This is a genomic window from Corynebacterium sphenisci DSM 44792 (genome assembly GCF_001941505.1).
Lineage (GTDB): Bacteria > Actinomycetota > Actinomycetes > Mycobacteriales > Mycobacteriaceae > Corynebacterium > Corynebacterium sphenisci.
This window is the reverse complement of sequence record NZ_CP009248.1, coordinates 2,575,562-2,594,799: the sequence shown is the minus strand read 5'-3', so window position 1 is coordinate 2,594,799 and position 19,238 is coordinate 2,575,562. Positions and strand designations below refer to the sequence as shown.

The following is a 19,238-nucleotide window of genomic DNA, read 5'->3' as shown; positions in this document are numbered from 1 at the left end:
TGCTGTCCTGCGCGCGCGGCGAATCGCCGATCACCGGTTCTCGACAGGGGGCGAACAGTCCGTCCACAGCCGGCGATCGGGGATGAGCTGGATTTCCACAGGGTTGCCCACAGATGTGGAAAGCCACGCGCCTTCTTTTCCTCACCAGATTATCCACATGCTGTCCACCGCGATCAAGTTATCCACAATATGCCCCGTGACCTGGGGGCTTGGCGAACCCCGGAACAAAGCCCGAGAGGGCACTAGACCCTGTTTTTCACATCTGTCAACTCTCCAGGGCCGCTTGAAGGTTGTGGATAACCCGGCGACCTGGGGTTCCGCCGCGGCCCGCGGGATTCCGCCAGGTCCCCGGCACCCCCGGATTTGTGCTCGCCGAGCGGGCGCACGTACTGTGTTCACGTCTGTCATATCCAGCGGCCCCCGGGGCCGCCGATATGTTCACCGCGGGTGATCGGGTACCCCCATCGCCGCCCGCGGGCCCTCCCGGCGGCGGATCGCAAGCGGATCCGCCGGTCACCGGCGGGGCGTGAGCACATTCATCGTCAGGCCCGATCCCCGCGCCGGCCGCGCCGGCGGGGACGGATCGGCCCGCATAACCTGAGGAGTTCAACCGTGTCGAAGCGGACGTTCCAGCCGAACAACCGTCGCCGTGCCCGCGTGCATGGCTTCCGTACCCGTATGCGCACCCGCTCCGGCCGCGCGGTCGTCGCCGCGCGCCGCAGCAAGGGCCGCGCCCGGCTGTCGGCCTAGCGCCGACCCGATTCCCGCAGCCACCGGTGTTGCCCCCGCGGCATAAACTGCACCGACCCGCCGATTTCCGGGCCACCATCCGGGGCGGGCGGCGGGCCGGCCGCCGGACCCTGGTGCTGCACCTGCGCCGAGTGCGCGCAACCGACGTCGACGCCGACGCGGGACCCGCCCGATGGGGCGGACCCCGCGTCGGCCTCGTCGTCTCCAAGAAGGTCGGCGATGCGGTCACCCGGCACGCCGTCTCCCGGCGGTTGCGCCATGTCATGCTCAATCTGGCCGGGGAGATCGGCGATGACGCCGATATCGTGATCCGGGCGCTGCCGGCCGCCGCGCACGCCTCCAGCGCCGAATTGGAGGGGGACATCCGCAGTGCCCTTGCCAAACTCGCCTGAGCGCCCCTCCCCCGCCGCCCGCGCGCTGCTCGCCCTCATCGGCTGGTACCGCGCGGCGATTTCCCCGCTCAAGGGCGGCGGCACCTGCCGCTTCGAGCCCACCTGCTCCGCCTACGGGATGGAGGCGGTGCGCCGCTTCGGGGCGGTGCGCGGCGGCTGGCTGACCCTGCTGCGCATCCTGCGCTGCGCCCCCTGGCACCCCGGCGGCTGGGACCCGGTGCCCCCGCGTTTTCCGGCGCTGCGTTCTTGGTGGACCCGGATGCACGGGTAGCCTCTGGTGCAGGCCATCGTGGACGGCCGCGAGATCCGATGAGAACAGGAGACCCCGCACACCGTGCTTAATTTCGTCTATTGGCCGATTTCGGCCATCATGTGGTTCTGGCACCAGGCGGTGAGCCTGGTCATGGAGCCCTCCTCCGGGCTGTCCTGGGTGCTGTCCATCGTGCTGCTGGTGGTGACCATCCGGGCGCTGCTCTTCCGCCCGATGTTCAAGTCCCAGCGGTCGATGCTGAAGATGCAGAAGCTCCAGCCCATGATGCAGGAGATCAAGAAGAAGCATCCCAACGACCAGCAGGCGCAGGCCATGGAGATGCGCAAGCTGCAGAAGGAGATGGGCGTTAACCCGCTGGGCGGCTGCCTGCCCATGCTCGTGCAGATCCCGGTGTTCATCGGCCTGTTCCACGTGCTGCGCTCCTTCAACCGCACCGGTGACGGCGCCGCCCAGCTGGGGCTGTCCGTCGAGCAGAACTGGAACCTCGGCAACTACATCTTCGGCGTCGACGACGTCCGCTCCTTCCTGCTCGCCCGCGTCATCAACGCCCCCCTGTCGGCCTCCATCGGGATGCCCCAGGACCAGTACGCCGCCTTCACCGCGCCCGGCACCACCGCGGACTTCACCCGGATGGACATCATCATGGTGGCCCTGCCGCTGATGGTGATCTCCGCCCTGGCCACCCACTTCAACGGCCGGATGACCGTCAACCGCACCCGGCGCCGGCAGATGGAGGGCCTGCAGAAGCAGGCCGAGGGCATGATGGGCCAGCAGGCCGAGATGATGAACAAGATGATGATGTGGTTCTTCCCCGCCATGATCCTGTTCACCGGCGCCATCTGGCATATCGGCCTGCTGGTCTACATGCTGACCAACAACATCTGGACCTACTTCCAGCAGCGGTACACCTTCGCCCGGCTGGACCAGGAGGAGCGCGACGAGATCGAGGCCGAGAAGGCCGCCAAGCGCGCCGCCCAGGAGCGGCTGGCACCGAAGCCGGGCGCCAAGCCGGTCAACCCCAAGAAGGGCGGCAAGGCCCCGAAGAAGGCCCCCTCGGGCGTGGCCACCCTCGAGGACGGCGTCGCCGACAAGGCGGAGCCCGCCGCGGAGCAGTCCGGCGAGGCCCCATCGGCCCCCGCGAAACCGCAACCCGGCCAGCGCCCCGCGAACGCCAAACGCAAGAAGAAGCGCAAGCGGTAGAACGGCCCGCCGTCCACGAAGGAACCGCCGCCCCCCCGGGGGCGGCGGTTTTCGTCATTCCGGGCGGCGGTGAACTACAGGTCTGTAATTCACCCTGCTCCGCCCGCGGCGGCCGGCTCGGGAACGCGCCCGGGCCAGGCCCGGCGTCATCGACCGAGCAGCCCCTCCCCCGCCCGGGCCGTCCGGCCCGATTCCGTCAGGTTGGGCCTGGGGTCCGGGGAGCCTTTCCCTTGGTGGCGCACGTGTCGGGGCCGCCGGCGTCACGGCGTGATGTTTCACGTGAAACCTCCGTATCCGGCGGTGTGGGTGCGCGCCGCCCGCCCACCGGCCCCGTCGCGCGCATATTCCACGTGAAACATCGGGGGATCCTCCGAATGCCTCAGAGAGGCGGCGGGTCGATGCGGGCAAACCATGGGCCGAAGGTTTCACGTGAAACATCGGGTATGGATCGCCCTTATTGCCCTGGCCGCTGCCGACAGCGGTTCCCGGATGTTTCACGTGAAACCGCGCCGGGGCCGCGGGGTGCGGGGCTCCCCGGGCCCTGGGCCCCGGGAGTGGCTGCGGCTGGCCCGGGCGGTAGGGCTAGGCTGGTCGGCACGACTACGACAGCCGACACCGGGGTTTCACGTGAAACATCCCGGGACCCACAGGTGTGAGGACCATGCACGAGCAGAACGAGACCACCGCCGCCGAGACCGGTATCCCCGAGGCGGCCCGCGCCGTATTCGGGGATCAGCTGGGGCTGGCGGTGGAGTACCACCGGTGGCTCGCCGAGGAGGCCACCACCCGCGGACTCATCGGCCCCCGGGAGGTGCCGAAGCTCTGGGATCGGCACATCCTGAATTCCGTGCTCCTCGCCGAGGTCATCGAGGAGGGGGCGACGGTGGCGGATATCGGATCCGGCGCCGGCCTGCCGGGGATCCCCTTGGCCATCGCCCGGCCGGATCTGCGGGTGACCCTCATCGAGCCGCTCCTGCGGCGGACCACCTTCCTGGAGGAGGTCGTGGCCGCCCTGGGGTTGGACAATGTCCGGGTGCTGCGCGGCCGAGCCGAGGACAAGGCGGTGCGCGCGGAGGCCGGCCGGTTCGACGTGGTGACCTCCCGGGCGGTGGCGCCATTGGCGAAGCTCGCCGCCTGGTCGCTGCCGCTGGTGCGGCCCGGTGGGGTGATGGCCGCCCTCAAGGGCTCCAGCGCCGCCGAGGAGGTCGCCCGGGATATCGCCGCGATCCGCAAGGCCAAGGGCCGGGAACCCGAGGTAATCGAACTCGGTGCCGGCATCTCGGCCACGCCGACCTTCCTGGTCCGGGTGCAGCGCACCTAGGCGGAAGGGTCCTCGGCCCCGGCCCGCCCGGCGGCCCCGCCGCGGCCGGCGGGGCCGCGCTGCCCGGGGTCACCCCTGCCCGCGAATCCCCTATTGAGCCCATGTCCGGAACCCGACTAGAGTCATGGGTATCGAGGCCCCTCGGCGATGCCGTCGGGGCCTTTCGAGGCGATGGAGCGGATCCACCCTCCGCACGGCGATGAAGGGAAGCTCATTGATGGCGAGGAAGTCCTGGGAGGACACCCCGATCGCGGCCGCCGCACGGCGGGCCGCCCAAGTGCAGACCCCGAACCGCCTCTCCCTGCCGCGGCCGGAGCGCACCCGGCGGATCACGATCGCCAACCAGAAGGGCGGGGTCGGCAAGACCACCTCCGCGGTGAACATCGCCAGCGCCCTGGCCCACCATGGCCAGCGGGTGCTCGTCATCGACGCCGATCCGCAGGGCAACGCCTCCACGGCGCTGTCCATCGAGCATCGCAGCGGCACCCCCTCCACCTACGAGGTGCTGATCGGCGAGGTGGATCCGGTGGACGCGATGCAGCGCTCCCCGGAGGCGGAGACCCTGTGGTGCATCCCCGCGACCCTGGATCTGGCGGGTTCCGAGATCGAGCTGGTCAACCTGTTCAACCGGGAGAGCCGGCTCAAGCAGGCGCTCACCGACGAATTCCTCGAGGAGCAGGGCATCGACTATCTGATCATCGACTGCCCGCCCTCGCTGGGGCTGCTCACCCTCAACGCGATGACCGCCGCCGATGAGGTGCTCATCCCCATCCAGTGCGAGTTCTACGCCCTGGAGGGCGTCACCCAGCTGCTCAACAACGTCTCCATGATCCGCCAGCATCTCAACCCGGATCTGCACATCTCCGGGGTGCTGCTCACCATGTACGACGGGCGCACCCGGCTCTCCGAGGAGGTCGCCGAGGAGGTGCGCCGGCATTTCGGGGACGTGGTGCTGCGCAATGTGATCCCCCGGTCGGTGAAGGTGTCCGAGGCCCCCGGCTACTCCAAGACGGTGATCTCCTACGACCCCGGTTCCCGGGGCGCGCTGGCGTACATGGATGCGGCGAAGGAGCTCGCCGAGCGCGGCGACTACCTCCCCTCCCCCACCTCCGGTGCCGTGGGGGTCGCGCCCTGATCCCCTGAGCCCCCATCCGCGAGACCGCGCCCGCCCCGCATCCGCCCGCACCCGACACCGGCCTGCCGCCGACGACCCCCGGAGAAGAGAGACCAGAGATGAGCCAGGACAAACGTGAACCGCGCAAGGGCGGTCTCGGGCGCGGGTTGGCCGCGTTGATCCCGACCGCTCCGGAGGGCCGGCCGCATCTCGGGGACTCCGCCGCCGATGAGCTCTTCGGCCCTTCCCGGAAGCCGGATCCCGCCGACGCGGGGGGTACCACGGGTACCGGCAGGAAACGTCACGGTGACGATACGGAAAACGCGGCCGATGTTTCACGTGGAACATCCACGGGCCCGACCCGGACCGCGGGCCGCGGTGGCGCCGGCGGCGCCCGATCCGTCGGCGCGACCTACCGTGAGATCCCGGTGCCGGTGATCATCCCGAACCCGGACCAGCCCCGGCAGGTCTTCGAGGAGGAGCCGCTGCGGGAGCTCGCGCACTCCATCCGCGAGTTCGGGCTCATGCAGCCGATCGTGGTCCGGGCCATCCCCCGGGCCCGCCGGCCGAAGGCGCTGGAGCTCGCCCGGCAGCGCGATCCCGGGGCCCCGCAACCCGAATTCGAGATCATCATGGGCGAGCGCCGCTGGCGCGCCGCGCAGCTCGCCGGGCTCGAGGTGCTGCCCACCATCGTCCGGGACACCGCTGACGACGCCATGCTGCGCGATGCGCTGCTGGAGAACATCCACCGCGTGCAGCTCAACCCCCTGGAGGAGGCCGCGGCCTACCAGCAGCTGCTCGAGGAGTTCGACGTCACCCAGGCCCAGCTCGCCGACCGGATCGGGCGCAGCCGCCCGGTGATCACGAACATGATCCGCCTGCTCCAGCTCCCGGTGCCGGTGCAGCGCCGGGTGGCCGCCGGGGTGCTCACCGCCGGGCACGCGCGGGCGATCCTCGGGGTGCGCACCGGGGCGGAGGATCAGGAGCGCCTCGCGGAGCGGATCGTCGCCGAGGGCCTGTCCGTGCGGGCCACCGAGGAGGCGGTCACCCTGATCAACCGGGGCCGCGGGGAGAAGCCCGCAACGACCCGCCGGGAGCCGGTCCCCCAGCCGGAGCGGCTCACCGCCTGGTCGGAGCGCCTCTCCGACGACTTCGACACCACGGTGACCGCGACCATGGGCCGGCGCAAGGGCAAGCTGGTCATCGAGTTCAGCGATCTCGAGGACTTCGAGCGGATCATGGGCATCATCCGGCCCCGGGAGGGGTAGCCCCCATGGACGCCCCGTACCTCGAACTGCTTCGGCTCCGGGAGCTCACCGCGGCCCATCCCGCGGCCCTGCGCAGCCTGTTCTGGCAGTTCGGCGCGGGGCCGGAGCCGGTGCCGGACCCGGTGCTGGAGAAGGAGTCCTGGATCAACCGGGTGACCCTGGAGTGGGGCTGCTGCGGCTACAACCTGCGCGAGCAGGCCGAGGGCCCGGCCGCCGCCACGGCGCTCTTCGCCCCGCCCCGGTTCACCCCGGCGGTGCGCCGGCTGCCCACCGCCCCGGTATCCCCGGATGCGGTGCTGCTGTCCTCGCTGCACGTGGACCGCTGCGCCCGCGGCCGCGGGTACGAGGCCGCCCTGGTGCAGGCGGTGCTGCGCCATCTCGCCGGCCGCGGGGTGCGGGCCGTGGAGGCCTTCGGCTGCAATGGCCCGGACCCGGCGTCGACGCATCCCGGACAGGAGGATATCCATCGCGCGAACTGCGGTGATGACCCCGCGGAATGCCGTCGTCCGGCCGATGGCACCCTCTGCCCCGGCGACACCGCCCCGGAGGCGGCCTGCGCCCCCGGCGCACTTGGCGATGTCGCACATGGCGCGGGGGATTTGCCGGAGACCACGGTGCTGCTCGGCTGCGGTTTCACCGTGGTCGCCCCGCATCACCGGCATCCCCGGCTGCGCCGGGAGATCGACTCGGATCTGGACTGGGGCGCGGCGGTCACCGCGGCCCTGGATCAGCTCGCGGCGGCCCAGTACTACTCCTCGGCTTCGTTCTCCAGGAGCTCGATGAAGCTGAACGTGCCGGTGGGCAGGTCATCGTCCTCCAGCATGTAAAGGCGCTTGACCGCCACCACGATCGCCTCCGCGATCGCGTCCCGCTCCTCCGGGGAGGTGAGGATCGCGACATCCACCGGGCTGGTCAGGTAGCCCACGGCGACCTCCACGGTGGGCATCTGCGTCAGCCGCAGCACATCCCAGGTGCGGGCGTGGGTGCGGCAGTCCACCAGGTTGGTGCGGGCGACGATCTCGCGCTGGATGAGCCCGGAGAGCTGCTCGCCGACCAGGGAGCTGGCGCCCTGGTGGGAGCCGTAGTAGAAGGTGGCCACGCCATGGGCCTTGGCGTTGCGGTAGCGGTCCGCGCGCAGCGAGATCACCGCGTCCGCGCCGAAGGCGTTGGCCATGTCCGCACGCTCCACGGTGGACGGGTCGCCGGTGCGCGGCCGGGAGAGGATGGTCTCCACCCCGGCGGCGACCATCCGACCCTCCACCCGGGAGGCGATGTCCCAGAGGATCTCCTCCTCGCTGATCGGCCCGTAGGGGCCGGCCACGCTCAGCCCGGTGCGCGATCCCCCCAGGCCCGGGTCGATGACCACCCGCTTCCCGGAGAGCTGGGGCCCGGCCTGGCGGACCTGCTCGCGTTCGTGGAAGGAGGCCGCCGAGCCGCCGGTGACCCGGCAGCCGAGGTAGCTCAGCGCCCGCAGGGTCACCGGGCCGCAGATCCCGTCGACCCGCAGCGCGTAGTTCTCCTGGTAGTCCCGCACCGCCAGATCGGTGTTCGGGCCGAAGTGGCCGTCGACCCGGGAGGTGTAGAAGCCCAGCTCCTGCAGGGTGCGCTGCAGCTGGCCGACGTCATCGCCGGTGAGCGGGGACAGCGGGTCGTAGCTGAGCACCCGGGCGCCGAGGGTGTAGGAGGCCTCCCGGAGCACGTGCAGGGTGTGCTCCCGGATCACCCCGTCGGCGATGATCCCCCGGGACTGCTGGAAGGCGCGCAGCGCCTGCTCGAGGGCGGGATCGAAGAGGTCGTCGTCCCCGGACCACTGCTGCGGGGCCGACTGCGTGGCATCCCCGGCGTAGCCGGGGAGCATGCCGAGGCGGGCCAGCGTGGCCCGGACCTCGGCGACCCGGGGGCTGCGGTCCCCGACGCGCACGCACTCCACCAACGGAATCCTGCCCCTTTCCCGCCTGCCCGTGCCATGGTGCGGCACCGGGTCGACCTGCGATATTACCAGCTAGAGATGGGCCTCGAGCCGCTGCCGGATCTCCGCCTTGGGGCGCGCCCCGATGATCTCGTCGACCTTCTTGCCGTCCTTGAAGATGAGCAGGGCGGGGATGGACAGGATCTGGAACATCGCGGCCAGCGCCTGCTGCTCCTCCACGTCGACCTTCGCGAAGGTGACCCGGTCGCCCATTTCCGCGGCGAGCTCGTCGATGACCGGGGCCAGTTTCCGGCAGGGGCCGCACCAGCTCGCCCAGAAGTCGACGAGGACCGGGCCGGATGCGTCGACGACGGTGTCGCGGAAGGTGTCGGAGGTGACGTCCTGAACGCTCATGATGCTCCTGTATCGGTAGAGTGAACTGATTTTATCGCGTGCCGGGGCCCCGGCAAACCGGGCATGCCGCGGGGCCGGGGGCTCAGGCCCCCTCGGCGGCGAGCAGATGGTGCTCGGCGTCGAGGGCGGCGGTGCAGCCGGTGCCGGCGGCGGTGACCGCCTGCTGGTAGCGGGAGTCCACCAGGTCCCCGGCGGCGAAGACGCCCTCGGCGCTGGTGCGGGTCGAGGGCGCGGCCACCCGCACGTAGCCGGCCTCGTCGAGGTCCACCTGGCCGGCGAGCATCGCCGACCGCGGGTCATGCCCGATGGCGACGAACATGCCGGTGACGTCCAGGGTGGAGGTCTCCCCGGTGCCGGTGTCCACCAGCTCCAGGCCGGTGACCTTGTCCTCGCCGAGGACCCGGGAGACGGTCTTGTTCATCTCGAAGCGGATCTTCGGGTTCGCCGTGGCCCGCTCCACCATGATCCGGGAGGCCCGGAACTCGTCCCGGCGGTGGATGACGGTCACCGAGCGGGCGAAGCGGGTGAGGAAGGTCGCCTCCTCCATCGCGGAGTCGCCGCCGCCGACCACCGCGATGTCCTGGTCCCGGAAGAAGAACCCGTCGCAGGTGGCGCAGGAGCTCACCCCGCGGCCGAGCAGCTCCGCCTCCCCGGGGACCCCCAGGTAGCGCGGGGCGGCGCCCATCGCCAGGATCACGGTGCGCGCCCGGAACTCCTCGCCGCCGGAGCGCACGATCTTCACCTCGCCGGCGAGCTCCACCGAGTCCACGTCGGCCATCCGCAGATCCGCGCCGAAGCGCTCCGCCTGGGAGCGCATCTGCTCCATCAGGTCCGGGCCCTGGATGCCCTCGGCGAACCCGGGGTAGTTCTCCACCTCGGTGGTGGTCATCAGCGAACCGCCGAACTCGACGCCCTCGAACACCAGCGGGGCGAGCTCCGCCCGGGCGGCGTAGATGGCGGCGGTGTAGCCGGCCGGGCCGGAGCCGATGATGATCACGTCGTGGATGGTGCCGTCGCTCATGGGGTCGCCTCGTCCTTCGAAGTCGGGAGTCAGTCCGTACGGTGGCAGCCTACCGCCACTCCCCCCGTCGAACGCCCGGCCGGCTCCCCGCATTCCCCCAGATACCGGCGCAGCTCCCGCCGGGCCCGCCAGCAGCGGGATTTCACCGTCCCCGGCGGCACCCCCGTGGCCCGCGCCAGCTCCCGGGGGCTCCAGCCGCGCAGGTCCACCTCCACCACCGTCTCCCGCCACTGCGCGGGCAGCTCCGCCAGCGCCTCGGCGAGCACCAGCGGCAGCGCCGCATCCGGTGGCGGTCCGGTCGCCGCCGTCCGGGCCCGGTCCAGGGCGGCCAGCGCCTCCGGGTCCATCGGGTGCAGCCGGCCGCGGGCGGCACGGCGGCGCTGATCGTGGGCGGCGTTGACCACGATCCGGTGCAGCCAGGTCGCCACGCTCGAGGCGCCCCGGTAGTCCGCGGCGCGGCGGTGCGCGCGCAGCAGCGCGTCCTGCACCGCCTCGGCGGCCGCCGCGTCATCGTCGACCACCCGCCGGGCCACCCGCCACAGCCGGGCCCCGTGCCGCTCCACCAGCCGGGCGAAGGCCCGGGCGTCGCCGGCCACATGGGCCCGCAGCAGCATCTCGTCGCTCATCATCGGCGCCGATTCGCGCCCCCTCGCGAAATCCATGCCTGGATGCTGCCACGGCCGCCGGCGCCCCGCGCGGCGGAACCGCCCCGGCACCCGGTGACGGTGGACAACCCGGGCCGGGGCGGGGCGGGATGTGGACAACCCGCGCCGCGGGGCTATTTCCGGGTGACCGTGATCTCGTTGATCCGGGCCGCGTCCGGCATCGGCAGCGCGGAGACCCACACCAGCAGATGCGCCGAGGCCGGGGCCCCGCGCACCGGGATCGCGGTGCGGCCCTCGCCGAGCACCGCCTCCCCCAGCAGCGGCAGCGTGGCCACGTCCACCGGGTCCGGGGAGTCGATCGCCAGGATCTGCACGGTCGCCCCCGGTGAGCCGAGGATCTCCACGCCACCGGGGCGCACCGGGCCCTTGAACTCCAGCAGCAGCCCGATCCCGGGCTTGAACCCGGCCGGGGAGGGATCGAACTGGGCGGCGTAGACGGAGCTGGACCAGGCGGTGGCCGGATCCCCGTCCGCCGCCAGCGGGGCGGCCTCCGGGTTGTCCGGCCCGGCCAGCGGATCGTCGTTCGGCGGCTGCCATTCCGCCACCGAGGTGATGGTCGCGGTCTGGGCGACCGCGTCCTCCACCGCGCCGGGCCCGCGGCGCACCGAATCGGGGGTCAGCGGCGCCTCCTCGCTGCGGTTGAGCACCGCGAACACCGCGGTGGCGACCAGGGCGGCGACCAGCACCAGGCCGACCGCCACCCCGCCGATGCCCCACAGCCGGCGCCGGGAGGTGCCCCGGGCCGGGGCCAGGGCGCGCCCGGTGCCGGTGGTGCGCGCCTCCTCCGGTTCCACGCTCAGCCCGTCCGCCGACCCGGCCCAGGCGGCCTCGCGCAGCCGGTCCGCGGTGGTCGCCGGATCGGCTTCCCCGGCCTCGGCCGCGGCGGCCCGGATCGCGCGGGTCGGCGCCGCGCAGTCGTCGAGCAGCCCCTCGAGCACCCGTGCCGCGGCGGCCCGGTCCGCGGCCGGGTCGGCGTCCACCCCGGGGGCGGGGAAGGCGAGGGTGAGGGTGCCGTCGACGCTGACCCGCAGCCGTTCGGCCCCGTCCAGGCCGAGCGCCGCCCCGGCTTCGCCGGCGCGGGCCACCGCGTCGAAGAGCCCGGCGGCGGCCAGCGCCGCGGCCTCCGGGTTGAGCCGGTCGGAGGCCACCGCGGCCAGCGCCGCCCCGGGGATCCACTCGGCGACCACGATGAACTCGGTGCGCCCGGGGATGACCTCGGTCACCTCCGCCAGGCCGGGCCCGGCGAGCTCGCCGAGGCCGCGGGCGGCGGAGATCATCGCCTGCGCCGCCGCCGCGGAGGTGATCCCCGGATGCGGCAGCCGGCCGGCGTCGACGAAGACCAGGCCCACCTCGCGGCGGCCGGCCCCGGAGTTGTCCATGGCCCGCCAGAAGCGCATCCCGGGCCGGGCCCCCTCGGCGGAGATCAGCCGGAACCGGCCGCCGCGGATCATCTCCCCCGGCACGAACCGGGGCGGCCGGGCGGCCTCGGTGGGCATCGGCGGCAGCAGCGGGGAGGCCAGCACCCCGTCCGCGCCGAGCGCGGCGGCGTCCCCGGCCGCGCCCGCGGCCACCGCCTCGGTGACCTCCTCCGGCGCCTCCTCGGCGGCCGGGGCCAGCCGGGACAGCCCCGGCATCCGGCCCAGCGCCGCGGCGATGGTGCGCACCTCCGGCAGCGGGGCGCGCATCAGCACCACCCCGGTGACCCCCAGGAAGACCACCCCGGCCACCGCGGTGCGCAGCACGTAGCCGGCGGAGCCGAACCCGCCCAGCGGCCCGCCGAGGAGATGCTCCACGACGAAGGCCACCGGGGCGCCGACCGCGGAGGCCCCGGCCGCCCACAGGCAGGTGCGCAGCACCTCCCCGCCGCGCAGCGGGCCCAGGGTGCGGTGCAGCAGCACCACCCCGATCACCGCCCCGGCGACGAAGCCGAACCCGTTGGCCGCGCCCAGCAGCACCACGGTGAGCTGGGGTTTCGCCGCCACCAGGGGGGCGAGCAGGCTGAGCAGCACCTTCACCACGGTGATCCCGAAGATGATGAAGGTCGGGGTCCACGCCTCCTCCCGGGCGTAGAAGACGCGCAGGTGCAGCAGCACCAGCGCATAGGGGATCAGGGTGAAGGAGGAGAAGGACAGGGTCCAGCCGAGGATGTCCGCGACCTCGGCGGGGAAGCGGCCGTAGGCGAAGAGGGCGTTGGCGATCTGGCGGCCGAAGACGGTGAAGAAGACCACCACCGGGATGAGCGCCAGCATGGTCAGCTTGGAGCCCACCGCCAGGTCGCGGACCACCGCGGCGTCATCGCCCTCGGAGGCGTTGCGGGACAGCCGCGGCATGATCGCGGTGAGCAGGGTCACCCCGATGATCCCGTAGGGCACCTGCAGCAGCAGCCAGGACTGCTGGTAGATGGTCGGCGCCGCGGCATCGGCCAGGGAGGCGATCCGGGTGGTCACGATGTAGCCGGACTGGCTGATTGCGACATAGGCGACGATGGCCACGCCCATCCCGGCGAATTGCCGGATCCGGGCGTCGATGCCCCACAGGGGGCGCAGGTTCACCCCGGCGCGCAGCAGCGGCGGCACCAGGATCACCGCCTGCACCACCACGCCCAGGGTGGTGCCCAGGCCCAGCAGCAGCACCTGCGGATCGGTCACCGGCACCGCCCGGTCCGGGTCCAGCCGGCCGGGCAGCGCCCAGTACAGCAGCAGGGTGGCGATGGCGACGACGTTGTTGGCCACCGGCGCCCAGGCCCCCGGCTTGAACACCCCCTTGGTGTTGAGCACCGCCATGAGCAGCGCGAACACCCCGTAGAAGATGATCTGGGGCAGCAGCAGGAAGGCGAAGGCGGTGGACATCACCACGTTGACCTCGCCATCGGCGTCCAGGTTCACCCGGGTGAGCACCGGGGCGGCGGCCACCGCGGCGACGGTGACCACGCCGAGCAGGGTCAGCGCCACGGTGAGCAGCCGGCGGATGAACGCCTCCCCGCGGTCCGGGTCCTCCCGTTCCGCGCGCACCAGCACCGGCACCACCAGGGAGGTCAGCACCGCGCCGAGCACGATCTCGGTGATCAGGTTCGGCAGCGTGTTCGCCACGTTGAAGGCCGAGGCCACCGCCGGGCCGAGGGTGATCCCGATGAGCGTGTTGCGCAGGAAGCCGGTGATCCGGGAGATCAGGGTGGCCACCGCCATCGAGCCGGTGGAGCGCATCACCTCCGCGTCGCTGGCCCGCCCGTCGCCCCCGGCCTCGCCGGCGGCGACCTCGGCGACCGCGGTGCGGCCGCCGGTGGGCGGCCGGCTCAGGTCGGGCGCCGGCTGCGCCGGGCGCGGGGCGCGCGCGGCGGGCACCGGCGCCGGCGGCGCGGGCCGCCGGATGCGGTCGCGCTGCCCGGCGGGGGCGGGGCTGGGGTCGGGATCGCTCACGGGCCCCATTGTCCATCACCGGCGCGGCGGGGGCTGAATCGGTCGGCGCGGCGCCGGGCCAGCACGGTGCCGGTGCCCAGCGCGGCCGCGGCGAGCAGACCCAGCAGCACCAGGGACCGCACCCGCGGCCCGGAGCGCACCGTGATGTCCACCGGGGCGGAGATGGTCCGCCCGGACCGGTCCTCCAGCACCATGGTCAGCTCCGAGCGGCGCCGGTCGCCGGGATCGACGTCGGGGAAGAGCTGCAGGGTCACCGAGCCCTTCGCCGGCAGCATCGCCTGCTCCCGCAGCGGCTCCGCCATGCCCTGGCCGTCCAGGAGCACCCGGGCGGGCACCGGCAGCGGCAGCCCGTTGGAGGCCACCACCGCCACCGGGGAGGCGTCCGTGGCCCGGGTGTACACCCCGCCGGGGGCGAGGATCCGCACCGAGTCGCGCAGCCGGCGCACCAGCCGGCCGTCCTCGGCCTGCAGCCGGGCGGCGGCGGCGACCGCCCGGTCGTGCCCGGGCCGCCAGCGCCGGCCCACGGTGGTGAGGCTGCGCAGCACGTCCCGGCGCAGCGGCCGGGTGAACCCGGCGGGGGTGAGCGCGATATCGGGCGCCTCGGCCATCAGCGAGGTCAACTCCCCCAGGTAGCGGGCCTGCTGCCCGGCCCGGCCGATTTCCGCGTCGGTGACCGCGCCCGGGTCGGCGGGCAGCGCGGCGATCGCCCCGGTGCCGCCGGCGGCGATCCCCGCCCGGGGGCCCAGGGCCCGCTCCAGGGGCAGCGGCGCGGCCTCCCCGGCGGCCAGGGCCGCCCCGGCGGCGGTGAGCCACTCCCGGGCCCCGGCGCCGTCCACGGACCACGCCGGCGGGGGCGCGGTGATGAGCGCCGGGGCGTCGGCCTCCCGGAGCCGCTGGTGCAGCACCCCGATCGCGGACTGCATCCGGGCGGGGGCCGAGTCCGCCTCCAGGCGGTGCCGGCCCAGCGGCCGCGACCAGCCCGCCAGCCGGGGCCGGGCGCCGGTGCCGGCCAGGGCCGCGTTGATCTCCCCGGCGGCGGCGACGGCGCGTAGCCCGGGGCGCAGGTAGGTCGCCGCCCCCGGCGGCAGCGGCGCCCCGCCGGAGGTGACGGTGCCGGAGGCGACCAGGGCGGTGAGCTCGCCGGCCCCGGCCCGGGCGGAGAGCAGATCCGCGGCGGCGCCGGTGAGGTAGCCCTCCGGGGGCAGCACCACCCCGGGCAGCGGATCGGCGCCGAGCACCCGGGAAATCGTCTCCGGGCCGTCGTCCAGCCAGGTGCCGGCCAGCGCCGGGTCGCCCGCCCCGGCCACCGCCGCGGCCTCCGCGGCGGCCCAGGGCCAGGCCACCACGCACAGATCGGCGGCCAGGGCGCGCAGCCGGGTCAGCCAGCGGGCGGCGGCCTCGGCGTCCCCGGCCGGCTCGGCGTCGCCGTCGTCGCCGCGGCCCCAGGAGTCGCGCAGCCGCTCCCCGGCGGCCACCGGGTCCGGCCGCCGGCTGCCCACCAGGTAGCCGTCCGCCATCCGGGAGGCGGTCTCCACCAGCTCCGGGTCCACCGCCAGGCAGGTGGCCTCCCGCAGCCGCTCCCCGCCCGGGGCGGCCAGCGCCTCCTCCAGGGCGCCGAGCAGCTGGCCCAGCCGGCCCCGGTCCATGGCCGCGGCCAGCGAGCCGTCCGCGAGCATCAGCTCCGCCGGGTCCGGGGCCTCGCCGACCTCCCCGGGGGTCAGCGGCACCCGGGTGGCCAGGGGCCACAGCAGGGTCAGCCCCGGCGGGGCGGGCGGCGCCGGCTCCCCCGCGGCCGCCGCATCCCCGCCCTCGGCGTCGATGGGCACCAGCATCCGGGTCTCCGCGAGCAGCTCCACGATCCCGCCGTCGCGGCGGCCGTTGGCGTTGACCAGCACCGGGTACACCCCCGGGGCGGTCACCCCGAGGCCCTCCGGGGCCGCCCGGCCCGGCTCCACCCGCAGCGTCACGGTGCGCCCCTGGCCGGGGTCCAGGCGCAGCGGCTCGCGGAAGTCGGTGGCCACCGGGAACGCGGACTCCGGCTCCGCCAGGGCCACCGCGGCGTCCTCCGCGGAGGCCAGCGGATCGGCGCGCTGCAGCCGCAGGCTCACCTCGTCCAGCGGCTCCTCCCCCCGGTTGGTGAGCCGTAGGCTCAGCCGCAGGGCGCCCGTGGCGGTGACGGTGCGCGGGGCCACCGACTCCACCGCCAGCTGCAGGGGCCCGTCCGCGCCCACCCGGGAATCGGCGCCCACCCACTGCGCCGCCACCGCCGGGTCCGTCGGCGTGGTCGGCCAGGGCGCGGCCGGCGCCGGCGCGGGCGCCGCGCCGAGCACCAGCGCCGCCGCGGCCGCGCCGGCGGCGATCCGCCGCAGCCGCCGGCTCATCGCGGGGTCAGCCTTCCCGCGGCCCGCTCCGTCCGGGCCAGCTCCGGCAGCAGATCATGGGCGCGCCGGGCGAGCTTGCGCTCGTCGGCGTAGGCCAGCCGCTCCACCAGGCCCACCACCGGCACCCACTGCACCTCGGTGACCTCCGGGTCATCGTCGTTGAAGGCGCCGTCGACGAAGCGCAGCAGATGATGGTGCACCGTCTTGTGGATCCGGGTGCCCTCGGAGACGAACCAGTAGTCGATGACGCCGAGTTCGGCGAGCACCTCCCCGCGGATCCCGGTCTCCTCCCACACCTCCCGCTCCGCGGTGGCGCCGTGATCCTCCCCGGGTTCGACATGGCCCTTGGGCATGGACCACAGCAGCCGGCCGCGCCGGTCCACCCGGCCGATCAGGGCGACGTAGATCCGGGCGAGGTCGACGTGCCCGTCGGCGTCGACGGCCTCCGCCAGCCCGGAGACCACCAGGCCGCCGGCGGAGGTCTCCACCGAGGTGCGCATCCGGGGCTGCCCGGTGCCGGCCCCGCCGCGGCGGCGCTGCGCCCCGCCCCGGTTCGCCGGCCGCGGCCGGTTGCCGCCCCGACGGTTCTGCCCCTGGCCCTTGCCCTGGCCGGGGCGGGACCGCCGCCGCCGGTTGCGGTTGCGGTTGCCGCCGCCCTGCCCGCCGGATTTGCCGCCGCCGCCGGGCTTGCCGCCGCCGCCGGTTTTACCGCCGCCGGATTTGCCGCCCCCGCCCTGCGCGCCGCCCCCGCCGTGGCCGCCGGGCTGCCCGCCGCCGGAGCCCGCCGCCCCGCCCCGGCCGGCCCCCGATCCGGCCGCGCCGCCGGCGGAACCGGGGGCGCCGGAGCGCCGGCGCGGCCGGCGGCGCCGTCGCCGCGACCCCGCCTTCCGGCCCTCGCCCTCGGTCTCGCTCATTCCTCATACCCTAGCCGTCCCGCGCGGGCCTGCGGGTAGGGTGTCGTGCGTGACCCAGCAGCCCCAGCCACCCCACGGCACCCCCGGACCGGCCGCCGGCGCCGCGGCGGCGGACCTGCCCCGCGCCGCGGTGCTCGCCCGCGCCGACCAGGCGATCGCCGCCGAATCGGCGCTGCTGACCCCCCTGGCCGCCGCCTTCGAGGCCGCCGGGGCGGAGCTGCACCTGGTCGGCGGCTCGGTGCGTGACGCCCTGCTCGGCCGGCTCGGGCACGACCTGGACTTCACCACCGGGGCCCGGCCGGCGACGGTGCGCGCGATCCTCGAGGACTGGGCGCCCACGGTGTGGGACACCGGGATCGAGTTCGGCACCCTCTCCGCGGCCAAGGACGGCCGCCAGGTGGAGATCACCACCTACCGGGCCGACGTCTACGACCAGGTCAGCCGCAATCCGGAGGTCACCTTCGGGGAGGACCTGGCCGGCGACCTGGTGCGCCGGGACTTCCGCTGCAACGCGATCGCGGTGCGGCTGCGCGGGGACGGCACCCGCGAGTTCGTCGACCCCCTCGGCGGCTTCGCCGATGTCGTCGACGGGGTGCTGGACACCCCCGGCGCCCCGGAGGTCAGCTTCGGCGATGATCCGCTGCGCATGCTGCGCGCCTGCCGCTTCACCAGCCAGCTGGGCTTCCGGGTCGCCGACCGGGTGCGCGCCGCGATGCGCGCCATGGCCGGGGAGATCCGCCGGATCACCGCGGAGCGGGTGCAGGCGGAGCTGGACAAGCTGATCCTGGGCGCCGACCCGGCCGCCGGGATCGACCTGATGGTGGACACCGGCCTGGCCGGGCACGTGCTCCCGGAGATCCCGGCGATGCTGATGACCGTCGACGAGCACCGCCAGCACAAGGACGTCTACCGGCATTCCCTGCAGGTGCTGCGGCAGGCCATCGCCCAGGAGGAGAACGGCCCGGACCTGGTGCTGCGCCTGGCGGCGCTGCTGCACGACTGCGGCAAACCCGACACCCGGGCCTTCCGAGCCGACGGCTCGGTGACCTTCCACCACCACGAGGTGGTGGGCGCGAAGCTGGTGCGCCGCCGGCTGCGCGCCCTGAAGTACCCCAAGCGCACCGTGGAGGAGGTCTCCCGGCTGGTGTACCTGCACATGCGCTTCCACGGCTACGGGGAGGGCCGGTGGACCGATTCGGCGGTGCGCCGCTACGTCACCGACGCCGGGGACCAGCTGGACCGGCTGAACATGATCGTGCGCGCCGACTGCACCACCCGCAACCGGCGCAAGGCCGCCCGGCTGGCCCGGGCCTGCGATGACCTCGAGGAGCGGATCGCCGCCCTGGCGGAGCAGGAGGATCTGGCCCGGGTGCGCCCGGATCTGGACGGCAACGAGATCATGGCGCTGCTGGGCATCCCGGCCGGCCCGGAGGTCGGCGCCGCCTGGCGGCATCTCAAGGAGCTGCGCCTGGACCGGGGCCCGATGGACCGGGCGGAGGCGGAGGCGGAGCTGCTGCGCTGGTGGCGGGGGCGCGCCGGCGGACCGGCATAATGGCGGATATGGACTCCACCGGCAACCTCTTCGGCGATCGCCTCTTCACCAGCCTCGAGCGCACCGAGCCGGCCACCGGGATGCTGCTCGTCGCCGCGCCGGGCATGGCCTCGCCGGGGTTCGCCCGGTCCGTGATCTTCCTCATCGAGCATGACGCCACCGGCACCCTGGGCGTGGATCTGACCACCCGCTCGGAGACCCCGGTGCACAATGTGCTGGAGGACTGGGAGCCCCTGATGAGCAAACCGCCGGTGGTGTACATCGGCGGCCCGGTGAACCGCACCCAGCCGATCTGCCTGGGGGTCACCGCGCTCGGCGCGGAGCTGCCGGAGCAGCCCGACCCGGAGCTGGGCGGGGCGCCGGCGGCGCAGCGGCTGGCCAACCGCTTCGCGATCGTCAACCTCGGCGCCGAGCCCGGGGTCTTCGAGGGCCGCCTGGCCGGGGCGCGGCTTTTCGCCGGCTACGCGGGTTGGGCCCCGGGGCAGCTGCACGATGAGCTCGACCGCGGGGACTGGTACGTCGCCCCGGCGCTGCCCTCGGATGTGCTGGCCCCGGCCGGCGCCGACGTGTGGGGCGACGTGATGCGCCGGCAGGCCTGGCCGCTGCCGCTCTACGCCACCTACCCGGAGGACATCCGGGACAACTGAGCC

17 protein-coding genes are annotated in these 19,238 nt (G+C 74.1%); 10 read left to right on the top strand and 7 right to left on the bottom strand.

Annotation, left to right across the window (positions count from 1 at the left end):
- Positions 1–612 precede the first annotated feature (612 nt).
- The 8 genes from rpmH to CSPHI_RS11745 all read left to right on the top strand — a co-directional run bounded on the left by rpmH (position 613) and on the right by CSPHI_RS11745 (position 7,143).
- Positions 613–750, top strand: coding sequence for a 50S ribosomal protein L34 (gene rpmH, locus CSPHI_RS11780; protein WP_005511646.1), 138 nt, complete (start codon positions 613–615; stop codon positions 748–750).
- A 26-nt stretch (positions 751–776) separates the two neighbouring features.
- Positions 777–1,142, top strand: coding sequence for a ribonuclease P protein component (gene rnpA / locus CSPHI_RS11775; RefSeq protein WP_075693530.1), 366 nt, complete (start codon positions 777–779; stop codon positions 1,140–1,142).
- 25 nt (positions 1,143–1,167) lie between these two features.
- The gene (gene yidD, locus CSPHI_RS11770; protein ID WP_425429743.1) at positions 1,168–1,413 is read left to right on the top strand and encodes a membrane protein insertion efficiency factor YidD; all 246 of its coding nucleotides are present in this window, start codon (positions 1,168–1,170) and stop codon (positions 1,411–1,413) included.
- Between the two features lie 63 nt (positions 1,414–1,476).
- Entirely contained in the window at positions 1,477–2,613 is a 1,137-nt protein-coding gene (gene yidC, locus CSPHI_RS11765; RefSeq protein WP_075693526.1) for a membrane protein insertase YidC, read from the top strand.
- 661 nt (positions 2,614–3,274) lie between these two features.
- On the top strand, positions 3,275–3,934 hold the full coding sequence (rsmG, locus tag CSPHI_RS11760) for a 16S rRNA (guanine(527)-N(7))-methyltransferase RsmG (protein WP_075693524.1): 660 nt from the start codon (positions 3,275–3,277) through the stop codon (positions 3,932–3,934).
- A gap of 217 nt (positions 3,935–4,151) precedes the next feature.
- Positions 4,152–5,069 carry a ParA family protein gene (locus tag CSPHI_RS11755; RefSeq protein WP_075693522.1) on the top strand — a complete coding sequence of 306 codons (918 nt, stop codon included), beginning with the start codon at positions 4,152–4,154 and terminating at the stop codon, positions 5,067–5,069.
- Positions 5,070–5,167: 98 nt separating this feature from the next.
- Positions 5,168–6,316: a ParB/RepB/Spo0J family partition protein gene (locus CSPHI_RS11750; RefSeq protein WP_075693520.1), complete on the top strand. Its 1,149-nt coding sequence runs from the start codon at positions 5,168–5,170 to the stop codon at positions 6,314–6,316.
- Positions 6,317–6,321: 5 nt separating this feature from the next.
- On the top strand, positions 6,322–7,143 hold the full coding sequence (locus tag CSPHI_RS11745; RefSeq protein ID WP_075693518.1) for a hypothetical protein: 822 nt from the start codon (positions 6,322–6,324) through the stop codon (positions 7,141–7,143).
- On the opposite strand, the gene CSPHI_RS11740 is transcribed toward CSPHI_RS11745, so the two are convergent.
- The 7 genes from CSPHI_RS11740 to CSPHI_RS11710 form a co-directional block, all read right to left on the bottom strand.
- A complete protein-coding gene (locus CSPHI_RS11740; RefSeq protein WP_075693517.1) occupies positions 7,065–8,249 on the bottom strand; it encodes an N-acetylmuramoyl-L-alanine amidase in 1,185 nt (394 codons plus the stop codon). The two genes, CSPHI_RS11745 and CSPHI_RS11740, sit on opposite strands and share 79 nt — an antisense overlap.
- Before the next feature lie 69 nt (positions 8,250–8,318).
- Positions 8,319–8,639 carry a thioredoxin gene (gene trxA / locus CSPHI_RS11735; RefSeq protein WP_075693515.1) on the bottom strand — a complete coding sequence of 107 codons (321 nt, stop codon included), beginning with the start codon at positions 8,637–8,639 and terminating at the stop codon, positions 8,319–8,321.
- Positions 8,640–8,721: 82 nt separating this feature from the next.
- On the bottom strand, positions 8,722–9,660 hold the full coding sequence (trxB, locus tag CSPHI_RS11730; RefSeq protein ID WP_075693513.1) for a thioredoxin-disulfide reductase: 939 nt from the start codon (positions 9,658–9,660) through the stop codon (positions 8,722–8,724).
- Between the two features lie 29 nt (positions 9,661–9,689).
- On the bottom strand, positions 9,690–10,322 hold the full coding sequence (locus CSPHI_RS11725) for a sigma-70 family RNA polymerase sigma factor (protein WP_075693512.1): 633 nt from the start codon (positions 10,320–10,322) through the stop codon (positions 9,690–9,692).
- Between the two features lie 116 nt (positions 10,323–10,438).
- Positions 10,439–13,750: a lipid II flippase MurJ gene (locus tag CSPHI_RS11720; RefSeq protein WP_425429727.1), complete on the bottom strand. Its 3,312-nt coding sequence runs from the start codon at positions 13,748–13,750 to the stop codon at positions 10,439–10,441.
- Positions 13,738–16,122, bottom strand: coding sequence for a hypothetical protein (locus tag CSPHI_RS11715; RefSeq protein ID WP_075693508.1), 2,385 nt, complete (start codon positions 16,120–16,122; stop codon positions 13,738–13,740). The genes CSPHI_RS11720 and CSPHI_RS11715 overlap by 13 nt, the downstream gene beginning before the upstream one ends.
- Entirely contained in the window at positions 16,119–17,036 is a 918-nt protein-coding gene (locus tag CSPHI_RS11710; RefSeq protein ID WP_075693506.1) for an NUDIX hydrolase, read from the bottom strand. Before CSPHI_RS11710 ends, CSPHI_RS11715 begins: the two co-directional genes overlap by 4 nt.
- Positions 17,037–17,151: 115 nt before the next feature.
- Between CSPHI_RS11710 and CSPHI_RS11705 the strand changes: the two genes are divergently transcribed.
- Together CSPHI_RS11705 and CSPHI_RS11700 are read left to right on the top strand one after the other, a co-directional pair.
- Positions 17,152–18,588 carry a CCA tRNA nucleotidyltransferase gene (locus CSPHI_RS11705; RefSeq protein WP_075694071.1) on the top strand — a complete coding sequence of 479 codons (1,437 nt, stop codon included), beginning with the start codon at positions 17,152–17,154 and terminating at the stop codon, positions 18,586–18,588.
- A gap of 8 nt (positions 18,589–18,596) precedes the next feature.
- The gene (locus tag CSPHI_RS11700; RefSeq protein ID WP_425429726.1) at positions 18,597–19,235 is read left to right on the top strand and encodes a YqgE/AlgH family protein; all 639 of its coding nucleotides are present in this window, start codon (positions 18,597–18,599) and stop codon (positions 19,233–19,235) included.
- Positions 19,236–19,238 lie beyond the last annotated feature (3 nt).